Source organism: Shewanella sp. UCD-FRSSP16_17 (assembly GCF_001675935.1).
Taxonomy (GTDB): domain Bacteria; phylum Pseudomonadota; class Gammaproteobacteria; order Enterobacterales; family Shewanellaceae; genus Shewanella; species Shewanella japonica.
Genome location: NZ_LZFV01000024.1, coordinates 464,665 through 489,311, shown reverse-complemented (window position 1 = coordinate 489,311; position 24,647 = coordinate 464,665). Strand labels below are relative to the sequence as shown.

At 41.2% G+C, this 24,647-nt stretch carries 21 protein-coding genes; 8 read left to right on the top strand and 13 right to left on the bottom strand.

Annotated features, from left to right (window positions below):
• The first annotated feature begins 88 nt into the window (after positions 1-88).
• From yjjX to A9267_RS13600, 7 genes are all read left to right on the top strand, one after another.
• Entirely contained in the window at positions 89-640 is a 552-nt protein-coding gene (gene yjjX / locus A9267_RS13630; protein WP_443018798.1) for an inosine/xanthosine triphosphatase, read from the top strand.
• Between the two features lie 80 nt (positions 641-720).
• On the top strand, positions 721-1,761 hold the full coding sequence (locus A9267_RS13625; RefSeq protein WP_065109537.1) for an NADP(H)-dependent aldo-keto reductase: 1,041 nt from the start codon (positions 721-723) through the stop codon (positions 1,759-1,761).
• Positions 1,762-1,917: 156 nt separating this feature from the next.
• Positions 1,918-3,141, top strand: a complete 1,224-nt coding sequence (locus A9267_RS13620) for a cysteine desulfurase (RefSeq protein ID WP_065109536.1) — start codon at positions 1,918-1,920, stop codon at positions 3,139-3,141.
• A 129-nt stretch (positions 3,142-3,270) separates the two neighbouring features.
• Positions 3,271-3,678, top strand: a complete 408-nt coding sequence (locus tag A9267_RS13615) for a SufE family protein (RefSeq protein ID WP_231919134.1) — start codon at positions 3,271-3,273, stop codon at positions 3,676-3,678.
• Positions 3,679-3,718: 40 nt separating this feature from the next.
• Positions 3,719-4,894, top strand: coding sequence for a membrane dipeptidase (locus tag A9267_RS13610; protein ID WP_065109535.1), 1,176 nt, complete (start codon positions 3,719-3,721; stop codon positions 4,892-4,894).
• Between the two features lie 754 nt (positions 4,895-5,648).
• Complete coding sequence (locus tag A9267_RS13605; RefSeq protein ID WP_197495537.1) at positions 5,649-6,566, top strand: FAD:protein FMN transferase; 918 nt, start codon at positions 5,649-5,651, stop codon at positions 6,564-6,566.
• A gap of 28 nt (positions 6,567-6,594) precedes the next feature.
• Complete coding sequence (locus A9267_RS13600) at positions 6,595-7,785, top strand: hypothetical protein (protein ID WP_065109534.1); 1,191 nt, start codon at positions 6,595-6,597, stop codon at positions 7,783-7,785.
• A 532-nt stretch (positions 7,786-8,317) separates the two neighbouring features.
• Here the strand turns inward: A9267_RS13600 and nqrF are convergent.
• From nqrF to cobA, 11 genes are all read right to left on the bottom strand, one after another.
• Entirely contained in the window at positions 8,318-9,535 is a 1,218-nt protein-coding gene (gene nqrF / locus A9267_RS13595; RefSeq protein WP_065109533.1) for an NADH:ubiquinone reductase (Na(+)-transporting) subunit F, read from the bottom strand.
• 76 nt (positions 9,536-9,611) lie between these two features.
• Positions 9,612-10,220 carry an NADH:ubiquinone reductase (Na(+)-transporting) subunit E gene (gene nqrE / locus A9267_RS13590; protein ID WP_055025195.1) on the bottom strand — a complete coding sequence of 203 codons (609 nt, stop codon included), beginning with the start codon at positions 10,218-10,220 and terminating at the stop codon, positions 9,612-9,614.
• 5 nt (positions 10,221-10,225) lie between these two features.
• Positions 10,226-10,846: an NADH:ubiquinone reductase (Na(+)-transporting) subunit D gene (locus A9267_RS13585; protein ID WP_065109532.1), complete on the bottom strand. Its 621-nt coding sequence runs from the start codon at positions 10,844-10,846 to the stop codon at positions 10,226-10,228.
• Entirely contained in the window at positions 10,843-11,616 is a 774-nt protein-coding gene (locus A9267_RS13580; RefSeq protein ID WP_065109531.1) for a Na(+)-translocating NADH-quinone reductase subunit C, read from the bottom strand. The genes A9267_RS13585 and A9267_RS13580 overlap by 4 nt, the downstream gene beginning before the upstream one ends.
• The gene (locus A9267_RS13575; RefSeq protein WP_065109530.1) at positions 11,606-12,823 is read right to left on the bottom strand and encodes an NADH:ubiquinone reductase (Na(+)-transporting) subunit B; all 1,218 of its coding nucleotides are present in this window, start codon (positions 12,821-12,823) and stop codon (positions 11,606-11,608) included. Before A9267_RS13575 ends, A9267_RS13580 begins: the two co-directional genes overlap by 11 nt.
• Positions 12,823-14,184 (bottom strand): Na(+)-translocating NADH-quinone reductase subunit A, encoded by a 1,362-nt coding sequence (locus A9267_RS13570; protein WP_065109529.1) that lies wholly within the window; start codon positions 14,182-14,184, stop codon positions 12,823-12,825. The genes A9267_RS13575 and A9267_RS13570 overlap by 1 nt, the downstream gene beginning before the upstream one ends.
• A gap of 422 nt (positions 14,185-14,606) precedes the next feature.
• Positions 14,607-15,224: an adenylyl-sulfate kinase gene (gene cysC / locus A9267_RS13565; protein WP_055025135.1), complete on the bottom strand. Its 618-nt coding sequence runs from the start codon at positions 15,222-15,224 to the stop codon at positions 14,607-14,609.
• A 30-nt stretch (positions 15,225-15,254) separates the two neighbouring features.
• The gene (locus A9267_RS13560; protein ID WP_055025134.1) at positions 15,255-16,982 is read right to left on the bottom strand and encodes an SLC13 family permease; all 1,728 of its coding nucleotides are present in this window, start codon (positions 16,980-16,982) and stop codon (positions 15,255-15,257) included.
• 3 nt (positions 16,983-16,985) lie between these two features.
• Positions 16,986-18,428, bottom strand: coding sequence for a sulfate adenylyltransferase subunit CysN (cysN, locus tag A9267_RS13555; RefSeq protein ID WP_065109528.1), 1,443 nt, complete (start codon positions 18,426-18,428; stop codon positions 16,986-16,988).
• Between the two features lie 75 nt (positions 18,429-18,503).
• The gene (gene cysD, locus A9267_RS13550) at positions 18,504-19,412 is read right to left on the bottom strand and encodes a sulfate adenylyltransferase subunit CysD (RefSeq protein WP_055025132.1); all 909 of its coding nucleotides are present in this window, start codon (positions 19,410-19,412) and stop codon (positions 18,504-18,506) included.
• 56 nt (positions 19,413-19,468) lie between these two features.
• Entirely contained in the window at positions 19,469-20,290 is an 822-nt protein-coding gene (gene cobA, locus A9267_RS13545; protein WP_055025131.1) for a uroporphyrinogen-III C-methyltransferase, read from the bottom strand.
• A gap of 290 nt (positions 20,291-20,580) precedes the next feature.
• Here cobA and A9267_RS13540 point away from each other — a divergent pair, with 290 nt between their 5' ends.
• Positions 20,581-21,444 (top strand): phospholipase A, encoded by an 864-nt coding sequence (locus A9267_RS13540; RefSeq protein WP_055025194.1) that lies wholly within the window; start codon positions 20,581-20,583, stop codon positions 21,442-21,444.
• Positions 21,445-21,515: 71 nt separating this feature from the next.
• Here A9267_RS13540 and A9267_RS13535 read toward each other — a convergent pair whose 3' ends face one another.
• The gene (locus A9267_RS13535) at positions 21,516-23,237 is read right to left on the bottom strand and encodes a hypothetical protein (protein WP_065109594.1); all 1,722 of its coding nucleotides are present in this window, start codon (positions 23,235-23,237) and stop codon (positions 21,516-21,518) included.
• Between the two features lie 666 nt (positions 23,238-23,903).
• Positions 23,904-24,647 (bottom strand): phosphoadenylyl-sulfate reductase, encoded by a 744-nt coding sequence (locus A9267_RS13530; RefSeq protein ID WP_065109527.1) that lies wholly within the window; start codon positions 24,645-24,647, stop codon positions 23,904-23,906.

Genomic DNA, 24,647 nt, shown 5'->3' with positions numbered 1-24,647 from the left:
TGAATATAAAACTATGTCAAATCCTACTCAGCTTGAAACGCAACCTCTGCATGATAAAAAATCAATTGCCGAGCAAACAATTGCACAAATGACCATTATTGTTGGTTCTAAAAATCCAGTAAAAGTGAATGCCGCCAAAGTCGCCTTCAGCCAATATTTCCCCCATCACCAAATACATTGCATTGGCAAACATGCTCCCTCTCTTGTCGCAGATCAACCCATGACAGAGCAAGAAACAAAACAGGGGGCAATTAATCGTGTTCAATTTTGCCAGTCTGAAGACTTAGCAAACGCAATGGCAGAAACAAAAGCTGACTTTTACATCGCTATGGAAGGCGGGGTTGATCATTTTGATCACGGCCCTGCCACCTTTGCCTATATGGCCATCATTCATCAGCAGCAAATATCAATTGGTCGCAGTGCACTACTGCCATTACCAGCTCAAGTTTATCAATCATTACAACAAGGTGAAGAGCTTGGCCATGTGATGGATCGTTTATTTAATACTGACAACATCAAGCAAAAAGGTGGTGCAATTGGTCTGCTAACACAAGGGTTAGCAACACGAGAAAGTATTTATACCCAAGCCATTATTTTAGCAATGGCCCCCTTTATAAATGCCGAGATATTCAACAGTTAATTTGCTAACGGAATATCAAGCTTTTGTTTAACGCAAAAGCTTGATAACTTCAAAGTAACTGCATTCCATAGGAGAAATAAATGGAATATCAACGCATTCCTCATACCAGTCTTGATGTCAGTAAAATTTGCCTGGGCACTATGACCTGGGGAGAACAGAACTCACAACAAGATGCTTTTGAACAACTCGATTACGCCCTAAGTCGCGGTATTAACTTTATTGATACTGCCGAAATGTATCCCGTTCCGCCAAAAGCTGAATCTCAAGGCGAAACTGAGCGGATTATTGGCCAATATTTATCTCAGCGTGGTAACCGCGATAACCTAGTGATTGCCACAAAAGTGTCTGCAGCAGGTGTTAAAAGCGACTTTATCCGACCTAATATGGCGTTAGATTGGGTAAATATCCATCAAGCAGTTGATGCATCGCTTGAGCGATTACAGATAGATACGATTGATTTGTATCAAGTACATTGGCCAGATAGAAATTGTAACTATTTCGGCGAGCTTTTATATAACCATGATGAAGAAGAACATCAAACGCCCATTCTTGAAACATTAGAAGCGTTAGCTGAAGTCGTTCGCCAAGGAAAAGTGCGTTATATCGGAGTATCAAATGAGACGCCTTGGGGGCTGATGCAATACCTTCGCCTTGCAGAGAAACACGACTTACCTCGAATCGTTAGCGTGCAAAATCCTTATAATTTACTGAATCGTAGTTTTGAAGTAGGAATGTCTGAAATTAGTCACCGAGAAGAGCTGCCTTTACTGGCATATTCACCACTCGCTTTTGGTGCGCTAACCGGTAAATATGAAAATAACCAGTGGCCAGAAAAAGCCAGGCTGACCTTGTTCAAGCGATTTGCTCGCTACAATGCCACCCCAATGGCACTTGAAGCAACCCAAGCTTATATTGAGTTAGCTCGAGAGTTCAATCTAAGTCCAACACAAATGTCACTGGCTTTTGTAAATAGTCGACGCTTTGTTGCCTCTAATATTATTGGCGCAACAACGCTAGATCAGCTTAAAGAAAACATCGACAGTCTTGATGTAACCCTTAGCCCTGAATTATTGGCAAGAATTGATGAATTGTCTTTACGCTACCGAATGCCTTGCCCTTAATAAACTGCTTAATCGTTCATGCTAGACTTGCAATAAGCGCCACTTTCTATGAAGATCGTGGCGTTTCTATTTAGGGCTTAGCCCAATTTCTATTTATCGACAATGCTTGAATCCGCGCGTGTTATTTAAGGTTGGCGTTAATAAAGTGAGTTTGCAATGACGAAAGCTTTTGAACATGATGCGATTAGAGCCCAATTTCCCACCCTGTTTCAACAGATTGATGGGCAACCGTTATGTTATCTAGATACTGCGGCGACGAGCCAAAAGCCTCACTCCGTCATCAATGCAGTGAATCAGTATTATCAACTAAATAATGCCAATGTTCACCGCGCGGCTCATCAATTATCAGCTCGAGCAACGCGCGACTATGAGGCAGTACGTAGCCAAGTACAAGGGTTTATCAATAGCAATCGAGTCGATGAAATCATCTTTACTCATGGAACTACTGAGTCAATCAATATGGTGGCGCATGGATTAACGGCACAATTTGATAAAGACGATATTATCTTGGTCGATACAGCCGCCCATCATGCCAATATTGTCCCGTGGCAACAACTGACAAAGCAAACTGGCGCCATCATTAAACCAATTCCACTCAATGATGATTTAACGATCGATGTTGATGCGTATGAGCAGTTGCTGTCATTAGCACCCAAACTAGTCGCCCTAACCCATGTGACTAATGCATTAGGCACAGTTAACCCGATCATAGAATTAACTCAAAAAGCCAAACAAGCAGGTGCCATCACCTTAGTTGATGGCGCGCAAGCCATCGCTCACTTTGCTATTGATGTTCAACAAATTGGTTGTGATTTTTATGTATTTTCAGGCCATAAAATGTATGGTCCAACAGGGGTTGGCATCCTCTATGGTCGCTACCAGATATTAGATACCTTAACCCCGATGTTAACGGGTGGCGAAATGATCAAAACGGTCAGCTTTAACGGTACGGAATTTGGTAGTTTGCCTAACAAATTAGAAGCTGGCACCCCAGCTATTTCTGCCGTCATCGGTTTAGGCGCTGCAATTAGCTTTATGAGTGACTTACCCAGTGATTTGGTTGAGCAACATGAGCAAACTTTACTGCACTACTTACAGCAACAACTGGCTCAGTTGGGTGACATAAGTCTCTATGGCGCTGGTCCTAATAATGTTGGAGTTGTCGCTTTTAACCTTACTGGTGAGCATCATCAAGATGTGGGCATATTACTCGATCAGCAAGGTATTGCCGTTCGGTGCGGCCACCATTGCGCCATGCCATTAATGCAGCACCTAAACCTTAAAGGCTGTTGTCGTGCATCCATTGGTTTATACAATAATAAGCAAGATATTGACCTATTTATCGATGCACTTCGTAAAGTTAAAGAATTACTGTTATAACTTAACCTTAACTCGCTTAAACCTTTACAGCTTAACCCTAATAGTATTTAGTCATTCCCATTGAGGCCTATTTTGAATCACGCAGCATCAGAAAACATACTCGTTGATACGCCAGATAAAAGCTGTTTTATACCATTAGATGACAAGGTTTCTCAGGCTGTTCTCGCCATACAACAGGCAACAAACTGGCAAGATAAATATCGCCAAATTATGCTGGTAGGTAAGGTACTTGCTCCATTAAATGAAACGTTTAAAGTAGAAACTGCTCAAGTGAAAGGATGTGAAAGCCAAGCTTGGCTATATCACTATCAAGATGCAGATAAACACTTTTTTTGTGCTGACAGCGATTCACGTATAGTTAAGGGTCTTATTGCTATACTGCTCGATGCGACTCACGGAAAAACCTCAGCTGAAATTACTTCATTTGATTTAGAGCGTTATTTTTCACATTTAGGGCTAAGTGGCCAATTAAGCCCGTCGCGTACCAATGGCGTCACCGCCTTAGCCAATGCTATAAAGCAATTTGCCGCAACATAATCAGCTTCACATGATTACAAGCGTCTAAAAAGGAAACCACATGACAACAAGCGCTTGTAACCAAAGCCGACGACAACTTCTCAAGGGCATTGCCGCCGCCAGTCTTCTCTGCCCGCTTTACAGCTCTTCTGTACTTGCGCAATCAAATAAGCGCCTTTATATCGATGGACTTAGTTTTCTTCCTGATAACCTTGATGATGTGCGCGCATCAAAACTAGATGCGTACATTTGTGATATTTCTGATATTGAAGCGATTACTCAGCCCGATGGCACCACAAACTATAAACGCAGTTACAAAGCCTGCATTGCCAGCATTAAAGAAGCTCAGCAACGGGTAATAGACAATCCAGATATTTTATTACAGGGTCTCAGTGGGCGTGATATTGCTAGCGCCAGGGCTGAACAACGCACTGCGGTTTACTTTCAAATACAAGGTGCCGATTGTGTTGAAGATGATAACTTTTCAGGTGAAGGTCAGCAGTGGCAACGCTTGAATGAGTTTCATCAGCACGGATTACGGGTATTACAATTAACCCACCATTACGGAAATCGCTTTGCGGGCGGCGCATTAGATAATGACGGCAACCAAGGGTTAAACAAACCGCTAACTGATGACGGTAAACAGCTCATTAGTGCACTCAACCAGCGTAATATTCTTATTGATGTTAGTCATTCCAGTCCGCAAACAGCGTTAGATACAGCCAAAGCGAGCCAAGTGCCCATAGTACAAAGTCACGGCGCTGTGCGCTCTATTGTAAATAACGCCCGCTGTTCACCTGATGAGGTTATCAGAGCCATTGCAGATACTGGCGGCGTATTTGGGGTATTTATGATGAGCTTTTGGCTAACCAACGATCCTGTGCCCACAATTGATGATTATGTACGTCAATTAGATAGAGTTGCCAGAATCGGCGGGGTGAACGCTGTTGCGATTGCCAATGATTATCCGCTGCGAGGTCAAGAAAACCTGTTAGCGTTAGATAACAATAACGAAGAAGGTGTAAAGCAATACCACGAATGGTGGCAAAGTTTAGCAGCAAAAAATGTCTTGGGTTTTGAGAACCTGCCTCAGCACGTCGTGATACCGGAACTGAACCATATAGACAGAATGAGTCGAATTGATGATGCCTTAGCTAAAGCTCGCTATAAATCTAGCGATCGTGACCGCTTTTTAGGAGGCAACTGGCAACGCGTGCTTAATCAGGTGTTGATCTAACCCCTTAATCAATGTTCAAAAATGCACTAATACATGCCTAATGCTGGGTTAGTCCCCAGCATCACCTCCCCCCGTTTGCCTAATAGGCTATTTATTTACTGGCTAAATGACTAATAAGCTAAATAAGCAAATTTCTTTATTCCAAGAATCACCCTTTAGAATAACGTTAAAATAGCAACCCTCAACGATAATAAAACGCGAGTTGAAACAGTCATCTATATTTTTTCCTTTCAAAAAGAATCTACTTTCAAATGCCTCTGTATTAATTATTAACAATTCTAAATATCAAAAAAGACCATTTCATTTTTTGAAATTCATTTTATATTGCAACATTTTTCATTGGTTTAAATAAAAACAATAAAATTTATACCTACATCACATTAAGAGCAGTTTTTAATAGATTAAATATTGTTTGCTTTGAATTTTTATACCTAAACGATATAAAAAACGAACATGGTAAGGCATATAGCACCCTTTACTAATTTAACACTATAAAACATAGACCTAGATCAAAAAACCACATAACAGAATGATGCAAAGCGCAAATTTAAACATCAAAAAAAGGATTTTCTGTGTATAAATTTACATAAAAATGACTGTCTCATATTCTAATAAAACAAAAGTTATTATTTACAAAAAACTTGTTATGAATATGAATTCAAGTACTTTAAAAACAATCTTTGGGCTATTTTTATATAGCATTTTAATCACACAAGTTAATGCTCAAGAGATGAGAACTGTTCATGGAAAAACCATGGGCAATAAATATAAAGTCTCTTGGACAGCAGAAAAAATCACACCTGCTCATATGGCAAACATTCGAGCACAAATAGAAACTCGTCTCGAAAACGTCAATCAATCAATGTCTACTTGGCGTGAAGATTCTGAAATCAGCCAAATTAACCAAACTCCTAAAAATACGCCTATCACTATCAGTCGAGACATGAAATACGTCATGACAGAGGCACTGCGCATTGCTGAATTAACAAACCATACATTGGACGTAACTGTTGCGCCATTAGTTAATTTATGGGGGTTTGGGCCAGACGGTAAAGCAACCGAAGTCCCGACTCAAAAAGCCATCGACAATGCCAAGCAATACGTTGGGATCCAACATATTAAAATCGAAAACAATCAACTGACAAAAACAATTGATGGCTTAGAGATTGATCTGTCTTCAATTGCCAAAGGCTTTGGAGTCGATGTTGTTGCCGATGTAATGGAGCTGAATGGTATTCACAATTACCTTGTCGATATCGGTGGTGAATTACGAATAAAAGGACTTAACGCTGAGCAACAAGCTTGGAAAGTCGGAATCGATAAACCTTTTGCTTACTCAACGGGGCAAATGGAAATTATTAATCCAGGAGATGCAGCCGTCGCCACCTCGGGAGATTACCGTAAGTACTTCGAGAAAAACGGCCACCACTTCTCTCATTTAATTGATCCACGCTCAGGTAGACCCGTTGCTCACACTGTGGTTTCAGCCACAGTAATTGAAAAATATTCTATGACAGCAGATGCATTAGCAACAGCATTTATGGTGCTCTCTGTCGAAGAATCATTGGCTATCGCCAATGAACACCAAATCCCAATCATGATCATTGAGGATAAGTTTGGCAAGTTGATTACTCACCATTCTGAGAGCTTTAAAAAATATATAAAAGAATAGTTATCAAACTATTAATAGGGGAAAAACGATGAAAAAAACTTTTAAATTAAGCGTTCTTTGTATCGCTATGCTTGGCCTAACCGCGTGTAGTGATGATGACACTGATACGTCAGGTCTTGAAAACCAAATTGAGCAATTAGAAGCTCAAAACGCTGAGCTAAATACTAAAAATACAGAACTAACAGCAGCAAATGATTCTTTAGTAGAAGACAATGCTAACTTAGTGACTAAAGCGGATGAATTACAAACTAAGGCCGTTGGTTATATTTCTACTTTTGCACACCAATGTGCTGAAGAAGGCGTTAACTTTGATTATATCGACCCAAATGCACCTGCAGATGAAGAGCCACTTGTAGCGGCATTCGCTTCTGCAATGGCATCTGATGACTGTATGAGCTGCCATAACTATGAAGGTAGCGACCCTGCTAATGTTCCACATGGCGATTACGGTACTTGTAGTAACTGTCATGATAATCCACATGATGAAACGCCGCCGGTAGATCCAGGCGATCCACAAGATCCAACGTTCCCACAACCTGAGCCAGATGACACATTAGTCGATGGTAAAACAGGTGCATCAGGTTCGTTCTACTACGGCACTGGCTCATTCTTAAATGCCGATTACCTAGCTCAACGCTTAAATGGCAGCATTTACAACTACGAGTGGAAAGAAGTGTCAGATGGAACTGGTGCTAAAACACTGAAAACAGCTTGTGGCCTTCAGAACCGTGAATACATGGCAGACATGTTCCCGAACGATGGTAAAGAATACCAATTAAGCGCAATCAAAAACCAAATGGGCGCTAAATTAGTCACTACAGTAAACAAGTTTACTGATGATGAAACAGCTGAAATGGTAGAAACACCAAACGTGGCGATTTTCGGCTACGGTATGAAGCTTGAAGACGATGGAAACTATTATGTTTCAATGAGTATCGGTAAAAACAATACTTGTTATAACGCTGTCACTGAAGGTGAAACTCGTTTAGCTTACTATGAATACTCTCCGATGCTTTCAGCCAAATTTGAGCGCAACATGGGTGCACGTATCTTAGGTACAATTGATTACGAGCGTACTGCACTTAAAGGCTTTGATTGGGTCACTGAAGTTCCTGGTCTAGGTGCTGGCGAAGACTTTACTCCATCAGATGTTGATTGGACAAAAGTAGGTGCATGTTCACTGGTTATTAAAGTTGATGGCATTATTCCACTAGGTTAATAAGCCAAAGTAATACGATTACAATAAATCGTTACTGTAAGCGCTTCTGCCACTCCCTCAGAAGCGCTTTTTTATGTGTACAAGTACGTGCTGAGCTTTTTACCAACCACGCTTTGTAGCCTCTTCACTACGTCGTTAATTTACTCTCTGATACGCTATTAAATAGCATGTCGTTAAAAACCATTTTGTAGTGGCTTTCAAACCGACAATTGAATCAACAGACCTATACCAGAAACTCACGCAAAAAACTCATGCAAAAAAATCATGCGAGAAACTCACGCAAAAAACTCATTCAAGGGACTCAACCGAAAAGCTATATCGAGAGGTTATATCAAGGAGCTATATTGAAAAGCTGTCTTGAAAAGCTGTACTGAAGAACTTAAATGAAAGGCTTAGCTGAAAGGCTTAAATAAGAAGCTTAAGCAAATCCGGTGTTACCCATTAGACATAATTATCACTTGCAGCCAAGTATGAGATATAAAAAAGCTGAAATCTCAGTTTCAGCTTTTGATTTTACTTTGTAACTTAATGGTTAATCACCAAAGTCATCAAGTAGAATATTTTCTTCTTCAACACCTAAACTTTCTAGCATGTTAATGACAGAAGAGTTCATGATTGGAGGGCCACACATATAGAATTCACAATCTTCTGGGGCTTTGTGGTCTTTAAGGTAATTCTCAAGCAGCACTGTATGAATAAAGCCTGTGTAACCTTGCCAATTATCTTCCGGTAAAGGATCTGACAGTGCGACATGCCATTCAAAGTTTTCATTTTCAGCTGCTAATGTATCAAAATCATCTTGATAGAAAATTTCTCTCGCAGAACGTGCACCATACCAGAATGACATCTTACGTTTGGTCTGCTTACTTTTAAGCTGATCAAAGATATGTGAACGCATGGGTGCCATACCTGCACCACCACCAATAAACACCATTTCAGCATCGGTCTCTTTAACAAAGAATTCACCAAATGGTCCTGAAATCGTGACTTTATCACCCGCTTTGAGATTAAAAATGTACGAAGACATTTGTCCAGGTGGTAAATCATTTGTAGGTGGAGTAGCAATACGTACGTTCAACATAATGGTTCCCTTTTCATCAGGGTAGTTGGCCATTGAATACGCACGTAAAACATCTTCATCGACTTTTGATACTAAGCTAAATAGATCAAAACGCTCCCAGTCATCTCGATATTGATCAGGTATATCGAAATCAGCATATTTCACTTCGTGAGCTGGTGCTTCAATTTGAATGTAGCCTCCAGCTTTAAAGTGAACCTCTTCACCTTCAGGTACCTTTAACAGTAACTCTTTAATAAAGGTGGCTTGGTTATTGTTTGAGACGACTTCACATTGCCACTTTTTAACACCAAATATCTCTTCGTCTACTTCTAGTTCCATGTCAGTTCGCACAGCAACCTGACAAGCTAAACGACAACCTTCTTTTGCTTCTTTTTTCGTTATGTGGTCAAGTTCAGTAGCCAGAATATCTCCGCCACCAGACTTAACTGTCACACGACATTGGCCACATGTGCCACCACCGCCGCATGCAGACGGAATAAAAATATTCTGTCCAGCAAGGGCGCCTAACAATTTGTCACCAGCTGGAGTGCGAACACTCTTATCAGCCTCACCATTAATCCCAATGGTGACATCGCCAGTGTTAACTAACTTACTTTTAGCGAATAAAATTACCATTACCAGCAAACTTACCACAATGGTAAACATGCCTATGCCGATTGCCATTTCCATTAAATGTACCTTCTCAACAATGTGTCATTACTCAGAGAATTCGAGTTCACTTTTGTCACTATCTTTTTTGCCAGCATTACAGCGTGATACCAGCAAATGACATAAAGCCTAGCGCCATTAATCCAGTGGTAATAAAGGTAATACCGATACCCTGTAAGCCAAGTGGAATCGCATGGAATTTCATCCGCTCACGTAAGCCCGCTAACAAGATAATCGCCATGGCCCAGCCCACAGCACTACCACCAGCAAACACCATAGATTCAACTAAGTTGTAATCGCGGTTCGCCATAAAAATTACCCCAGCAAAAATGGCACAGTTTACTGTTAAAAGTGGTAAGAAAATCCCCAGAGACTGGTACAAGGTTGGAATATAGCGCTCTAAAAACATTTCCAAAATTTGTACTAACGCTGCAATAACCCCAATAAAGGTAATCAACTGTAAGTAACTAAGGTTTAACTCAGGAAAGCCAGCCCAAGCTAATGCACCTGGCGCAAGTACGTTAACGTATATGACCTGGTTTAACGGCACAGCCAGCATCATCACCACGATAACGGCAATCCCTAAACCGAAAGAAGTCGACACTTTCTTAGATACAGCAAGAAACGTACACATACCTAAGAAAAAAGACAGCGCCATATTGTCGATAAACGCAGCTTGAATAAATAAATTAATATAATGTTCCATTGCCATTACCCTCTCTTACGCTGCACAACATTGATGGCCCAAATCATCACGCCGATCAAAAAGAATGCGCTAGGCGGTAAGGTGAACATTTCATTTGCCAAATACCAACCATCGTTTTCAATGGTGGTAAATATTTCATGACCAAATAAGGTCCCACGCCCCAACAGTTCACGAACAAATGCGACACCCAGTAAGATAACGCCATATCCCATAGCATTACCGAGGGCATCAACCAAGGCGAGATGCGGTGGGTACTTCATCGCAAATGCTTCAGCACGTCCCATGATGATACAGTTAGTGATAATCAAGCTGACAAAAACAGATAACTGCTTAGACAACTCGTATGCCACATCTTGAAGTACCATGTCGACAATGATGACCAAAGAAGCAATCACAGTCATCTGCGCAATGATCCGCACACTGTTTGGGATAAAGTTGCGAATGGTAGAAATGATTAAGTTAGATGACACCAATACAAATGTCACCGCAAGCGTCATCACTAATGCCGTTTGCATAGAGTTACTGACAGCTAGAGCAGAACAGACACCCAATACTTGCATCGCAACAGGGTTATTAGCAAAAATAGGCGATGTTAAAATCTGCTTAGTAGAAATAGCACTACTCATGACTTAGCCTCCGCTTGAGCAAACTGCTTAAGAAAGGTTTGAAAACCTTCTACTCCAAACCAAAACTCAACCGCGCGCTGTATACCGACACCAGTTCGAGTCGCTCCACTCACGCCATCAACCCCATGAATGTCACCTTCTTTAGCGCCACCTTTGACGACTTTAATAGCAATCTTGCCTTGTTCATCAAATAGCTGTTTGCCTTTCCATAAGTCAGTCCATTGTGGATCGGTAACAAAGTCAGCAATACCAGGTGTTTCACCATGTTCGTAGAAAATGATATTTTCAACCGTATTCAAGTCAGGCTTGACTGCTAAATAGCCATAAATCATCGACCATAAACCTTTGCCATATATAGGCATAACGACGCTCGATAAGCTGCCTGATTCATCTCGAACTTCAAAAATTCGAATGTTATCCGCACGAGTCTTAATCTTGGCGGTATCTTTTTTAGGCTTAGATGAACTATCAGGATTGATTGCCGCCATGCGGTCATCGAAATCAAGTAGGTTTTCTTGTGCGACATATTCACCTGATTCCAGATTCACCATCTTAGGTGTCACTCGCTCGGCAAAGAGTTCACGAAAATCGCCATTACTAATATCAACATTGGCTGCGCGCAACACAAATTGCTGTATTTCATCTCGTTTTTTGGCCAACTTACGTTCTTTGAGAATTTCAGCGGTCCCGGTAATCATAAACGAACACACTAAACTCAAACTGATGATAAATATCATCGTGCCTGCGACAGTATCTTTCTTAAAGGCCATGACGTTTTAGTCTCCGTTTAATGTTGGCTTGAGCCACCAGATAATCGAATAGCGGTGCCCATAAATTCGCAAACAAAATCGCTAACATAATGCCTTCAGGAAGTTTTACGTTTAGTACTCGTATCAGCACAGTCATAAAACCAATTAATGCGCCGTAGGCATATTTGGCATTGCGCGTGTATGAAGCGGTCACAGGGTCCGTTGCCATAAACATCATGCCTAAGGCAAAGCCACCTGTCACAAGGTGCCATGTCCACGGCATTGCAGCGATAGAGTTTTTGCTAGGGCCAACAAGATTGAATAAAATCGCCGTGGCAATCATACCTAACAACACACCAGCGACCACTCGCCAATCTGCAACACGAGTCAGTAATAACACGCCACCACCAATCAAAATGGCTAAGGTGCTTGTTTCCCCAATCGAACCAGGAGTAAAGCCTAAAAAGGCATCCATCCATTTAGGATCTGACAGCGCACCTAACCAACTGACATCAGCGTATAGGTTAGCGCGACTCGCTGCAGCTTCGGTTAATGTAGTAGCGCCAGCGAAGCCGTCTACCGCGACAAACTGACTAATTGCAGCCACTTCTGTCGGATATGCAAAATAAATAAAGGCGTAACCCGCTAAGGCAGGATTTAAGAAGTTATACCCCATGCCGCCAAACATCTCTTTCGCGACAATCACCCCAAAACACACGCCAATAGCAATAATCCACAACGGTGTTGAGACTGGCACAATAATCGAGAACAACAAGGCTGTGATGAAAAAGCCTTCGTGAAGTTCTTGCTTACGCATTTTGGCAAAAATCACTTCCCAAAATAAGCAAACGATTAATGTGGCGAGATAAATTGGTACATAGTAGCTGGCACCATAAGCAAACAAACTCAGTAAGCCTGATTCACTTGTCAGTGGTCCAAAAACCGCATTAAAAATAACTAATTGCCAACTATCAGGTTGAGTAGCACCTGCTGCTATGGCGATTTGAGCTTGAAGCCCTAAGTTGTACATGCCAAAAAGCAGCACAGGCAGTAAACACATACCCACAATGTGCATAGTACGTTTGACGTCAATAGCATCACGTACATGTACTTTACCCTTGGTGCTTCGGCCACGTGCAATCCATAAAGAGCGCAAATAGCTTTTCATCGAGTGCCCGTGAGCGTAATACTGCTCTTGCTTACCCGGTTTATTTTGTTGCTGACCCATTAACCTTCCCTCTCGATAATATCCAAGCAAGCACGTAACTCTTTACCGAAGTCATACTTTCCGGGACAAACAAAAGTGCATAACGCTAAGTCTTCTTCGTCTAATTCTAATGCGCCTAATAGCTGAGCTTCATCAGTATCACGAACCACTAAATCTCTGACGAGTAAGGTAGGTAAAATATCCAAAGGCATCACACGTGCTAATTGGCCAAACGCCATCATTGCCCGTGGTGAGCCCCCCGCATGAGTGGTGAAATCGAATAGCTTTTTCGTGCGGCTAAAACCCGACATCATAATGCCAGTAAGGGAGAACTTTTCTTTATTGCGTCTCACCCACGGCAAAAGCTCATGGCGAGCATTTTCAGTTAACACGCTAACTTGGGTGTGATAACGACCTAAGTAGTTATAAACCCCTACAGCAGTATGACCAGAGAGCACAGATCCCGACACGACTCGAGACTGAATATCTTTGATTTCTTTCTCTACCATTTCACCTAAATCGGCACCAAGCTGGGTACGAATCAATCGTGGGTTTAACACATTGGGGCCCGCTAACGCGACAACACGTTCGTTGAATAACTCACCAGTTTGAAATAGTTTGCCAAACGCAATGACATCTTGGTAACCAATATGCCAAACCACATTTTCAATGTTTACAGGATGAAGAAAATGAATATGCGTGCCCACAAGACCTGCAGGATGTACCCCACCAAACTGGTGTGAATCTACTTGCTGAGCATCACTGCCGGGTAAACTCGCGCCTTCATCATGACAGAGTATGACTTTGCCATCAGTTAACCGAGACAGTACTTGTAAGCCTTGACTGAATGCTTCCTCATGCTCTGCAATCACAATGCGAGGATCCGCCGCTAATGGATTGGTATCCATCGCAGTGACAAAAATTGCACTCGGAGTTGCATCAAGGGCAGGTATACGTGAAAAAGGACGGGTGCGAAGTGCAGTCCACAAACCGCTATTGACGAGATTACTCTTTACCTTATCCCGAGATAAAGCCAGCACATCATCAGCAATGTCAAAACTCACCGACTCGTCGCCTTCACAGCGAATAACAACAGATAATAATACGCGTTTTTCACCGCGATTAATGCTGATGACTTCACCACTTGCTGGTGCTGTGAACTTTACTCCTGGTGTTTTTTTGTCTTCAAAAAGTACCTGGCCTTTTTTGACCATATCCCCTTCTTCAACCAGCATAGTCGGTTTTAAACCAACGTACTCTTCACCAAGAATTGCTACTCTCGACGTCGCTTTTATTGATTCGATGACTTGTTGCGGTTCCCCCGCGATAGGCACATCAAGGCCTCGTTTAATTGTTATAACCTGATTTGAGGATCCAGCCATTACTTGTAACCTTTAAAATTCAGATACCACATATTAAATAAATTTGTGAGCTAAATCCGCTATTGAAGTCACACCTTTTAAATATAATGTGAAATAAATGTACGACAAAAAACGAATTTGAGCTAAAACTTTGAACTGAGTCCGAGATAAAATTTCAATTATGAAACTAAAAAACGGCCCAATAAGCACAAAAACTCACCAAGCGCTGTTGATGTAGCACAACATACTACCAAACAACATAGACCTAGATCACAGTAAACTCAACAATATCTGTATGACAATGAAATGAAATTTCTTGGAGGATGTTAACGTTCTTCTTGGTGAAAAACGCAAATGTTAACATTGAAGACTAAAAATAGTCTAAAAGTAAAAACACGGCACAAGCAATGCGCTTATACCGTGTCAAAAATAGTGAGTAATGGTTAAGCTAGTGCAGAAAGCTGCTTCCCATCGATCACTTGAATGGCGCTTAAGTAATCCAGCAAGGTATTTACTTGAGTGGTTAAATCACCTTTACTGGTATCAATGGTCAATTCAGCTGCAAGGGGCTGCTCATAAGGCGAAGATATGCCAGTAAAATTCGCTATTTCTCCACTTCTTGCTTTGGCATAAAGCCCTTTAGGATCGCGAGCTTCACAGACACTCAAAGGCGTTGATACATGAATTTCAATGAACTTCCCCTCAGGAAATAATGCTCTCACGCGTTCTCTTTCTGCCAAAGTCGGTGAAATAAAAGCTGATAGCACCACTAAACCTGCATCAACCATTAACTTAGCAACTTCACCGACACGACGTAGATTTTCGTCTCGATCTTCCAAGCTAAAGCCTAAATCTTTACATAAACCATGACGAACATTGTCACCATCAAGTAGATAGGTATGGAAGCCTGACTCAAATAAAGCTCGTTCAAGTGCTCCCGCTAATGTTGACTTACCTGAACCTGAAAGCCCTGTAAACCAAAGCAACACTGGACTTTGACCTTTCTGGTCACCTCTGGCAGCTTGGTCAATTACATGTTGATGCCATACTATGTCTGTCATAAAGACTCCAAATTCAGCCTAATTTGCTGATTACTTAAAAGGAAATACGATTGGTACAACAGAAATCACAACCGCAGAATAAAGCACCGACATCGGTAACCCTAAACGAACAAAATCACTAAACTTATAATTGCCTGCGTTAAATACCATGAGATTAGTTTGATAACTATAAGGCGAAATAAAACTGGCACTTGCTCCAAAAACTACCGCCATGATGAAAGGTCTTGGATCCAGTCCATAATTAACTGCTACGGCATAGGCAACAGGAAAAGACAGCGCAGCTGCAGCATTGTTGGTTATCAACTCAGTGAGAATCAAAGTAACAAAGTAAATCCCCACAAAAGCCGCAAAATAGCCATAACCATTCAACACGCCAAGCATTCCTTGCGCCATGACATCCGCAAGCCCTGTTTCAAGCATTAAATTTGCTAGACCCAGTGCACTACCAACAATCACCACCAGCTCTATAGGAAACCGACGTTTAATTTCGGTCATATTCACTGCACCAATCGCCAGCAAGCCTAATAGCAACAGCACCAAGCCTTTAGCTAAGGGTAAGATATTTGCAATACTGGCTAATATGGTTATAGCAAAGCCAAACAAAACTAAATTACTGCGTTTGCTATCTAACCTAACGCTAAGATCTAGGCCGCTAATGGCAGCAAAATCCGTAGTTAACCTCGGATTAGTCGAAAAGCTATCGCCAGGCGTAATCAATAAAACATCACCTGGTTGTAATTCAATATCCCCAAGCCCCCCTTTTAACGGAAGGTGACCACGCCTAATTGCCATTACAGCCGCATCGTACTCTTCACGAAAACGCGCATCCTTTAAGCTAGTTCCCACTAATTTAGACGCAGGAGACAGCACTGCTTCCACAAGGTTTTGACCTTTAGCTTGTTGCTTGCCGAACCACTCCAAACCATCAAATTGATGCAATAGTTCAACTGACTCAACAGCACCACTAAAACGCAGTACATCGCCAGCTTGTAGCACTAACTGAGGTGGCACTGGACAGATTCGAATACCACTGCGCTCTAACTCGACTAAATACAATTTTTTAAGCGCGCGTAAACGGTTATCGACAACACTTTTACCCACCAAGGCAGATGTATCGGCGACATGCGCTTCTAACAAATAAGGTAATGACTCTTCTGCCGTATCAACCCGCCTATCAGGAAGTGTATTGGCGATTAACATTAACAACACGATGCCGCTCACAACCAGTACGATACCAACCAATGTAAATTCAAAAAAACCAAGCGGTTTCAAGTTGGCATTTTCAACAAACGAATTAACGATTAAGTTAGTGGAGGTACCAATTAATGTGAGCGTGCCCCCTAATATCGCAGCATAATTTAGCGGTAGTAGAAGCTTAGCTGGCGCATGGGTTTGATTGCGGCGAACAACACCAATCAGTGAAGCAACAACAGCCGTATTGTTTGTAAATGATGATAATAAAGCAGTAGAAACACCCAACTTAGCTAACGTCATTGGCAGTGAACTATTGCCTATCATTTGACTCAGCCTCGCCAAGAGGGAGGTCTTCTCTAAGGCAATCGCAGCTAACACGAGCAAGATTAAGGTAATTAAGCCGTTATTGGTAAAGCCAACAAGTGCACTCGATATATCAACCAACCCGAATAAGTAAGTGGTTAACAGTGCAAAAAAGAACAGTGCGGCAGGCGACGCAAGACCAGCGACTAACCCGCCAACCAAGGCAATTAATATAATAGCCAGCTGCCACACTTCACTCATTGATTATTTTCCAAAGACACTAATATCTTTCGCTTCCCAATGAGGGTAATGCTTACGTATTAGTGCATTTAACTCAACTTCAAATGGAGTAAATTGAGAGTCAGCTTGCAAACTACCTTGCTGACCTGCTACAACCATCGCAGCCCCAACAGTTGCATTGGTTAGACGATCGATAACGATCATGCCGCCAGTGTCACGCACTAATGTATAAGGATCTAAAATAATCGATTCAGTGAGCTCTAAATGAACTCTTGCAATTGCATTCAATGGCAGACTGTCAGCATCACTTTTTGCTAGTGTATTCACATCAACCACATATTCGATTGAACTAACACTTGCTTGAGTCTTTTTACCTGCCACTTTAACGTCATACTGCACACCAATCTGTAGAGGTTTTTCATCCATCCACACAATGTCAGCTTGAATTTGGTTTGCTAGTGCAGGTGCACTGTCGGGCTTTGCAATTAAGTCGCCACGGGAAATATCAATTTCATCTTCTAATGTAATTGTAATGGCTTGACCTGCAACCGCTTCTTCTAAATCACCGTCAAAAGTGACCAAGCGAGCAACCTTGCTACGCTTACCAGAAGGTAGAGCAACGACCTCATCACCGACTTTAAATGAACCAGAGGCTAAAGTGCCGGAGAAACCTCTAAAATCTAGATTTGGGCGCTGAACATATTGCACAGGGAATCGAGCTGGCAAGTCGGCTAATTCACGTTGTGTATCAATGGTTTCTAATAGCTCTAATAAAGTGCCACCTTGATACCAGTCAGTTTGCGGACTGCGGTCAACAACATTGTCACCTTTAAGCGCTGACAGTGGCACAAAGTGAAGGTCAAGCTCACCAAAATCTTTAACGAACTCTTTAAAGTCGGCTTCTATTTTATTGAATACTGACTCATCAAATGCCATTAAATCCATCTTGTTTACAGCGACAACAAAATGCTTAATGCCCACTAACGATGCAATAAATGCATGACGTTTAGTTTGTGTTTGCACGCCGTAACGAGCATCCACTAGAATTACAGCTAAATCACAGGTTGATGCACCTGTTGCCATGTTACGGGTGTACTGCTCGTGGCCTGGGGTATCTGAAATAATAAATTTACGTTTTTCACTCGAGAAGTAGCGATACGCTACATCAATCGTAATACCCTGCTCTCGTTCAGCCTGTAAACCATCAACTAATAGCGCTAAATCAATTTCATCGCCTGTCGTTCCCATTTTGGCGCTATCATTTTTAATACTTGCTAACTGATCTTCATAGATTTGCGCACTATCGTGTAATAAACGGCCAATTAAAGTACTTTTACCGTCATCCACACTGCCACAAGTCAAAAAGCGTAATAAGCCTTTATTCTGCTGAAGCGCTAAATATTCCTTCACACCATGCTGCTCGATTTCGGCTGCCATTTTGGTGGTATTATTCACTGCTTGATCCATAATTTTTCTCACTTACATTCTTTACGATGACATTTCGTATCAATTCAATTCTCGAAAACCATTCACCACAGAAAATTAGAAATACCCTTGACGTTTTTTAAGTTCCATAGAGGCACTTTGATCAGAGTCAATAAGACGCCCTTCTCGCTCACTTGAGCGGGTTAGCAGCATTTCTTCAATAATCTTTTCTAAGGTGTCTGCTTCAGAATTCATTGCCGCAGTTAATGGGTAACAGCCTAAGGTTCTAAAACGCACCTTCTGATAAGTCACTTCTTCATTTGGCTCTAATGGCATTCTGTCATCGTCTTTAAGGATCAACTGGCTTCCTTTTTGTACTACAGGACGTTCAGCCGCAAAATATAACGGAACAAGCTCAATGTTTTCTTGATAGATATATTGCCAAATATCTAACTCTGTCCAATTTGATAATGGAAATACGCGAATGCTTTCGCCTTTATTGACTGCGCCATTGTATGTACGCCATAACTCAGGTCGTTGATTTTTAGGATCCCAACGGTGATGTTTATCCCTAAACGAATAAACACGCTCTTTAGCACGAGACTTTTCTTCATCACGACGTGCTCCACCAAAAGCAGCATCAAATCCATATTGGTTAAGAGCTTGCTTTAAGCCTTGCGTTTTCATGATATCAGTGTGCTTGGAACTACCATGGTCAAAAGGGTTAATGCCTTGAGCAACGCCCTCTGGGTTTTGATGTGTCAGTAATTCAAAACCAAATTTTTTGGCTTGTTCATCACGGAACTTAATCATCTCTTTAAACTTCCAGCCTGTATCAACATGCAATAAAGGAAATGGGATCTTGCCAGGATAGAAAGCTTTACGGGCCAGATGAAGCATTACCGAAGAGTCTTTACCAATTGAATACAGCATCACTGGGTTATCAAACTCAGCTGCGACTTCACGAATGATCTGGATACTCTCAGCTTCCAGTTGTTCTAAATGGCTTAATGAACGACTTGCCATGATTACTCTCCATTACCAAGACTGCAAAACAGTTAGAAATTAATAAAATGGGTAAATTACAATCCGAGGGCTGTAATTTCTGAATGTATTTGGGAAGTCGTTGCGGATGCTGGTGTGAACCAGTTTAACGTTTCCGCAAGCTCAACTACTTCACCGATAATCATCAGCGCAGGCATTTCAAGTGCTGCATCTGCCGCTAATTGGGGTAAGTCACTTAACTTACCGATAAATCTTTGTTGTAAAGCCGTGGTTGCTTTAGACACAATAGCCACTGGTGTATCAGGATGTCGGCCATGGCTCATTAAGCCTTCACTGATAATATTGGCATTCAAAATACCCATGTACACCACTAAGGTGTTGGATGAATTAGCATAGCCTTGCCAATCCATCGGTCGACTCTCCAACTGGCAATGCCCAGTAATAAACGACACTCCTTGAGCATAATCTCGGTGAGTGAGTGGAATTCCAGCATAAGCTGCTGTACCACTAGCGGCTGTAATACCTGGGACGACTTCAAATTCAACATCACTTTTAACTAAAGTTTGGAGCTCTTCTCCACCGCGACCAAAAATAAATGGGTCGCCACCCTTTAAACGAACCACATTTTTACGGGTATACGCCTTAGTCACTAATAATTGATTAATCTCATCTTGTGCAGCACTGTGTTTACCAACACGCTTACCTACAGCTATTTTTTCTGCAGCAGCAGGAATAAGATCCAGAATTTCTTGGCTAACAAGTGCATCATAAAGTACCGCATCAGCTTGTTTAATAACGCGATAAGCTTTTAACGTGAGTAGTTCAACATCACCGGGACCAGCACCGACCAACCATACTTTGCCTTTAGCCTGCTGACCAGGCATTGATACTAATTCCATGACCTACTTACCTTTCGATAATTAATTAAGGGTAAATATAGCGGTTTATATATTCCACATATAATATGTATTGATTAGCTTTTATTCCTTTTAGTTATATACAGAGTTATCTATTAATCTTTTTTCAGTACATATTACGCTGCTAGTATTTGCACTTTGTTGTCTTATATTTGTTTTATAAATGCGCAAGTTTTGTTTCACCTTTGTATCCGCGGTGATAACCTATGACGAAAATTAAGTAAAAAGGGAATTCAATGAGAACATTTTTTGGCATCGCTTTGACGATATGCATGCTCTATGACGTTTCTCAACTCGCATTCGCAAATGAGTCATTAGTTGATGAACGAGTAAAGAGTGAGACAGAGACATCTGAAAAACGCTTCGTGATCACACCTCATAAGGTGAATTACATCCTGCCTTACACTTACAATGACACCCCGAATACTGCTCCATACGTCGACTTTAAGACGGGCAACGACGACGCTGATGAGCACGTTGATAATGCTGAAGCTAAGTTTCAAATAAGCTTCAAGTTTCCTCTTTGGTACAATGTTTTTGGTGATAATGGCCATTTATTTTTTGCTTATACCAACCAATCTTATTGGCAGGTATATAACAAAGACATCTCATCTCCTTTCAGAGAAACTAATCACGAACCTGAAATTTTTATGTTATTCAACAATGACTGGGAAGTTGCAGGCCTAAGAAACTCATTTTGGGGCCTTGGTGCTGTCCATCAATCAAATGGGAAGTCAGGAAGTTTATCTCGTAGCTGGAATCGTATTTATGGCGAAATGGTTTTTGATCGTGGCCCTTTTGCACTCGGATTTAAAGCTTGGTATCGCATTCCTGAAGATGAGAAAGAAACTCCAACATCAGCAGATGGTGATGACAACCCGGATATCGGCGATTACATGGGGAATTTTGAAGTGACGGCGATTTATGGTCTAGGTGAACATCGCTTTACCTTAATGGGACGTAACAATTTAGATAGCCCCAATAAAGGCGCAATAGAAGCAACTTGGAGTTACCCTATACTAGGTAACCTTAGATTATATACACAATACTTTAACGGTTATGGCGAGAGCATGATTGATTATAATCACCATAACCAACGTATCGGTATTGGCGTATCAATTAACGACATTTTATAACGCTGACAAATAAGTAAATAAAAAAGGTGAACCGCAAAGGTTCACCTTTTTTTATTAGTAATCATAATGATTTATTTTGCTTTGCTATTCGCTTTGGTAGAGATAGCAAGGCCTTTATCGGTGACATCGAAAGTAAACTGCATGCGCATATCATAATCTTTCAAAGCAGAAATCTCTTCAGGAATAGGTTCACCACTGTCTTCAATCAGTTTCAACACTGGCGTGAGAAGTTTCTGATAGTCTAACGACATTGCTGTTAAGCCGTTAGCGACCACTTGCTCATCATTTAGCTGATTCGCTAATGCTTCACCTTTTTCACCGCTATAAATCACAATATGCTGGTCTTTAACCGCCATTTTAGCAGTGACGCCAAGCTCAGGCGGTAACATTAAGTATGGAGTGACATCGACCGCATCACCATTCTTAGTGAGTTCAACATTCGCTAACTGAGGTACAAAAGGCTTAACCATGTTGAGTAACATATCAGGATCATTGGCAGAAAGAGCAATTAACGAATCTAACTGCTTAAATCCAGGCTCACCATTTTCATCAGTTAAGGTGAAGTCGATGATAGATGCACTAACGCCTTGCACGCCATTCGCCATACCAGTCATCATGCCGAGCATCGCCGGATTTTGTTCGCTTAAGCCATATTGCATTTGCGCTAGCGCTTCACACTGATAACTCGGAGTTTGCAGATCTTGCCAAATTTCAGTCAATGCCGGCGCCAATTGCATCACGTTTAAACCAATGCCTACAGAAGCTACATTGTCATTGAGGTTTTGGGCAAAACCAGGAATAAAGCCACGCATTTTAGTCAATGCACCTAGTATCACTTGGTTATTAGACTCAATCACGACTTTTGCATCAAAATTAGTTTGCTTTCTATCAACGGAGAATGACGTTAATCCCATCACCGTTTTTGGCCAATTAGCTGCAATAGCACCAAATTCAGCTTTACATTCTGGTGTTTTGAATTCAGCGAATGGATCACTTTGAGTGCCATCCATCTCAACCAATTTAGTCAGTTGCTTCGCCAACATATTGCCATCAGAAGAAGTTAATCCTTTCACTAACTCCACATGGTTAACAAAGCTGATGCTGTCTTGTAAAAAGCCATGTGTAGACGTAATGTTTTCGATGACATTAGTATCACTGATAGGGTTATCGACTTTCGTTAGCCCTAAAGCGGTTTCTAACAACGAAGCTTGGTTAAACGAAGTGTTTAATGTAATCGTCAACCAGCCGTCTTGTTGTGCAAAAACCATATCAATGGTTTCATCTTCTGCAATCAGAGGATAAGCACGATATTCAAGGCCTTTAATCGACTCAGCTTTATGCACTAAGCCACTCTCTTCAGACGCCTTATCTAATAAAGCCCAAATTGCCGCCTCATTCTCAACCTGAATCTTGAATACCGGTAATGCACCTAAAGTGTATGTATAAGATTCAATTTGAGAAGGAAAACCAAACGTTTTTAAGAATAAATCTGGGTTTTCAAAACTGGTTAGATAGCTCTTATATAAGCTAACAAAAAAACGCTCTTGTTCAGTGCTAAAAGGGCCTGCTTGCTCTAACTGCTCAAGTGAAGCTTTGCTATTTAATCCCATTGGCATGGAATATAAATAATCTTCCAGAGGAAATGGCGTTAGCTGACCTGAAAATAGTAAGGTGTCAGCCGGAATGTATTGCAGCATTTCATTCGCTGAAACAGCGTTATCTTCTTTACTTGTGAGTACATAAGCACCGGCACCAACTGCAATAACAGCCGCAGCAATTGCGAGTTTTTTCATTTTTTGCTCCATAAATTACATGCACATTAAAACAAGTCACTCTTCCTTGAGAGTTATTGGTTTAGTTTTGAGTTCAATTAGGTTAATGCGACACATCAACATCAATTTTTAATAGCTAGCGCAATAACTTAGCATTATTTTTTAATGAATCACAGAAAACGGGCAGGATAAGCCATCATTTACAAAATATTTGCCAAAAAATGTTTAATGGCTGACTAGTCGATGACATCGAGTAAACGATAAACGAAGGGGAATTTCTCGGTAAGTCACCCAAGGGTGACTTACCGAGAAATCAAAGTTGATTGCACTTACGCTAGCAAGCCAATCACTGGGCACTCGATAAATCGAGTGAGGCTTTTGGAGGTACTGGGTGAGCAACAACCCACCTAAAGTGTCGACAAAAACCATCTACGGGAACTTTCTAATTTAGACTATAAAATTAACTTGTGCATAATTTTAAAGTCGATTTTTGACGAAAAAATGTCAGCAGATATAAAATCAGTCAATAGTCTTAATTGAGCGAACAATATACCCCAATTGAATGAGGTTAAACGCTAGATAAATAAAGCGTAACCAAACTATTTTATTCATTGATTTTATGCAAAATAAAAAATATCAGCACGGATGCTGATATTTTAAGTCGGTCAATCACGCTTGAATACACAGCTATATTTCGTAGTGTAAACCACACTCACGCTTTAAACCGTTGAAACGTGTTTCTTCTTCGCTCATCCCAAGCTCTAACGGCTTACTAGAGTGAGTATCACCCACCGAAACATACCCTTGCTCCCATAAAGGATGATAAGGCAAATCATGTTTGGTTAAATATTCATGCACGTCTTTATTAGTCCATTCAATAATCGGCAGTAATTTAAAACGATTTCCGTGAATGGCTAAAATAGGTAACGCTTCACGGGTGCTTGCCTGTGAGCGACGAAGTCCAGCAAACCAAGTACCAACATTGAGTTCGTTTAAAGCGCGCTGCATAGGCTCAACTTTATTGATACGGTTGTATTTCTCTAAACCATCAAGTCCTTGTTCCCACAGTTTTCCGTAACGCGCTTCTTGCCAAGCAGACGATTCGCTTGCTTTATAAACGTTAAGATTTAGCTCCAATCGTTCTGTGAGCTGATCAATAAATTGATAAGTTTCAGGAAACAAATAACCAGTATCAGTCAACAAGACAGGAATATCAGCTTGTGCTTGGCTTACCATATGCAACATAACCGCAGCTTGTATACCAAAGCTAGATGATAATGCATGTTCGCCCGGCAACAGTGCTAAGCCCCAAGTCACACGTTCTTGTGCTGTTAATCCAGCTAAAAACTCATTCACTTGCGCTAATACAATAGCCTGCTCCTCTTTAGGAGCAGTCAGTAGCGCAAGCAATTCATTTTGATTAATCATCAT

Bases quoted from the DNA above. Each gene is read 5' to 3' on its own strand.
- A9267_RS13560 (WP_055025134.1), bottom strand. From the start codon at position 16,982: ATGAGTGAAGTGTGGCAGCTGGCTATTATATTAATTGCCTTGGTTGGC.
- A9267_RS13575 (WP_065109530.1), bottom strand. From the start codon at position 12,823: ATGGGTCAGCAACAAAATAAACCGGGTAAGCAAGAGCAGTATTACGCT.
- A9267_RS13535 (WP_065109594.1), bottom strand. From the start codon at position 23,237: ATGAAAAAACTCGCAATTGCTGCGGCTGTTATTGCAGTTGGTGCCGGT.
- cobA (WP_055025131.1), bottom strand. From the start codon at position 20,290: ATGGAATTAGTATCAATGCCTGGTCAGCAGGCTAAAGGCAAAGTATGG.
- nqrF (WP_065109533.1), bottom strand. From the start codon at position 9,535: ATGGAAATGGCAATCGGCATAGGCATGTTTACCATTGTGGTAAGTTTG.
- yjjX (WP_443018798.1), top strand. From the start codon at position 89: ATGACCATTATTGTTGGTTCTAAAAATCCAGTAAAAGTGAATGCCGCC.
- cysN (WP_065109528.1), bottom strand. From the start codon at position 18,428: ATGGATCAAGCAGTGAATAATACCACCAAAATGGCAGCCGAAATCGAG.
- A9267_RS13610 (WP_065109535.1), top strand. From the start codon at position 3,719: ATGACAACAAGCGCTTGTAACCAAAGCCGACGACAACTTCTCAAGGGC.
- A9267_RS13620 (WP_065109536.1), top strand. From the start codon at position 1,918: ATGACGAAAGCTTTTGAACATGATGCGATTAGAGCCCAATTTCCCACC.
- cysD (WP_055025132.1), bottom strand. From the start codon at position 19,412: ATGGCAAGTCGTTCATTAAGCCATTTAGAACAACTGGAAGCTGAGAGT.
- A9267_RS13605 (WP_197495537.1), top strand. From the start codon at position 5,649: ATGGGCAATAAATATAAAGTCTCTTGGACAGCAGAAAAAATCACACCT.
- nqrE (WP_055025195.1), bottom strand. From the start codon at position 10,220: ATGGAACATTATATTAATTTATTTATTCAAGCTGCGTTTATCGACAAT.
- A9267_RS13600 (WP_065109534.1), top strand. From the start codon at position 6,595: ATGAAAAAAACTTTTAAATTAAGCGTTCTTTGTATCGCTATGCTTGGC.
- cysC (WP_055025135.1), bottom strand. From the start codon at position 15,224: ATGACAGACATAGTATGGCATCAACATGTAATTGACCAAGCTGCCAGA.
- A9267_RS13585 (WP_065109532.1), bottom strand. From the start codon at position 10,846: ATGAGTAGTGCTATTTCTACTAAGCAGATTTTAACATCGCCTATTTTT.
- A9267_RS13570 (WP_065109529.1), bottom strand. From the start codon at position 14,184: ATGGCTGGATCCTCAAATCAGGTTATAACAATTAAACGAGGCCTTGAT.
- A9267_RS13530 (WP_065109527.1), bottom strand. From the start codon at position 24,647: ATGATGATTAATCAAAATGAATTGCTTGCGCTACTGACTGCTCCTAAA.
- A9267_RS13580 (WP_065109531.1), bottom strand. From the start codon at position 11,616: ATGGCCTTTAAGAAAGATACTGTCGCAGGCACGATGATATTTATCATC.
- A9267_RS13540 (WP_055025194.1), top strand. From the start codon at position 20,581: ATGCTCTATGACGTTTCTCAACTCGCATTCGCAAATGAGTCATTAGTT.
- A9267_RS13625 (WP_065109537.1), top strand. From the start codon at position 721: ATGGAATATCAACGCATTCCTCATACCAGTCTTGATGTCAGTAAAATT.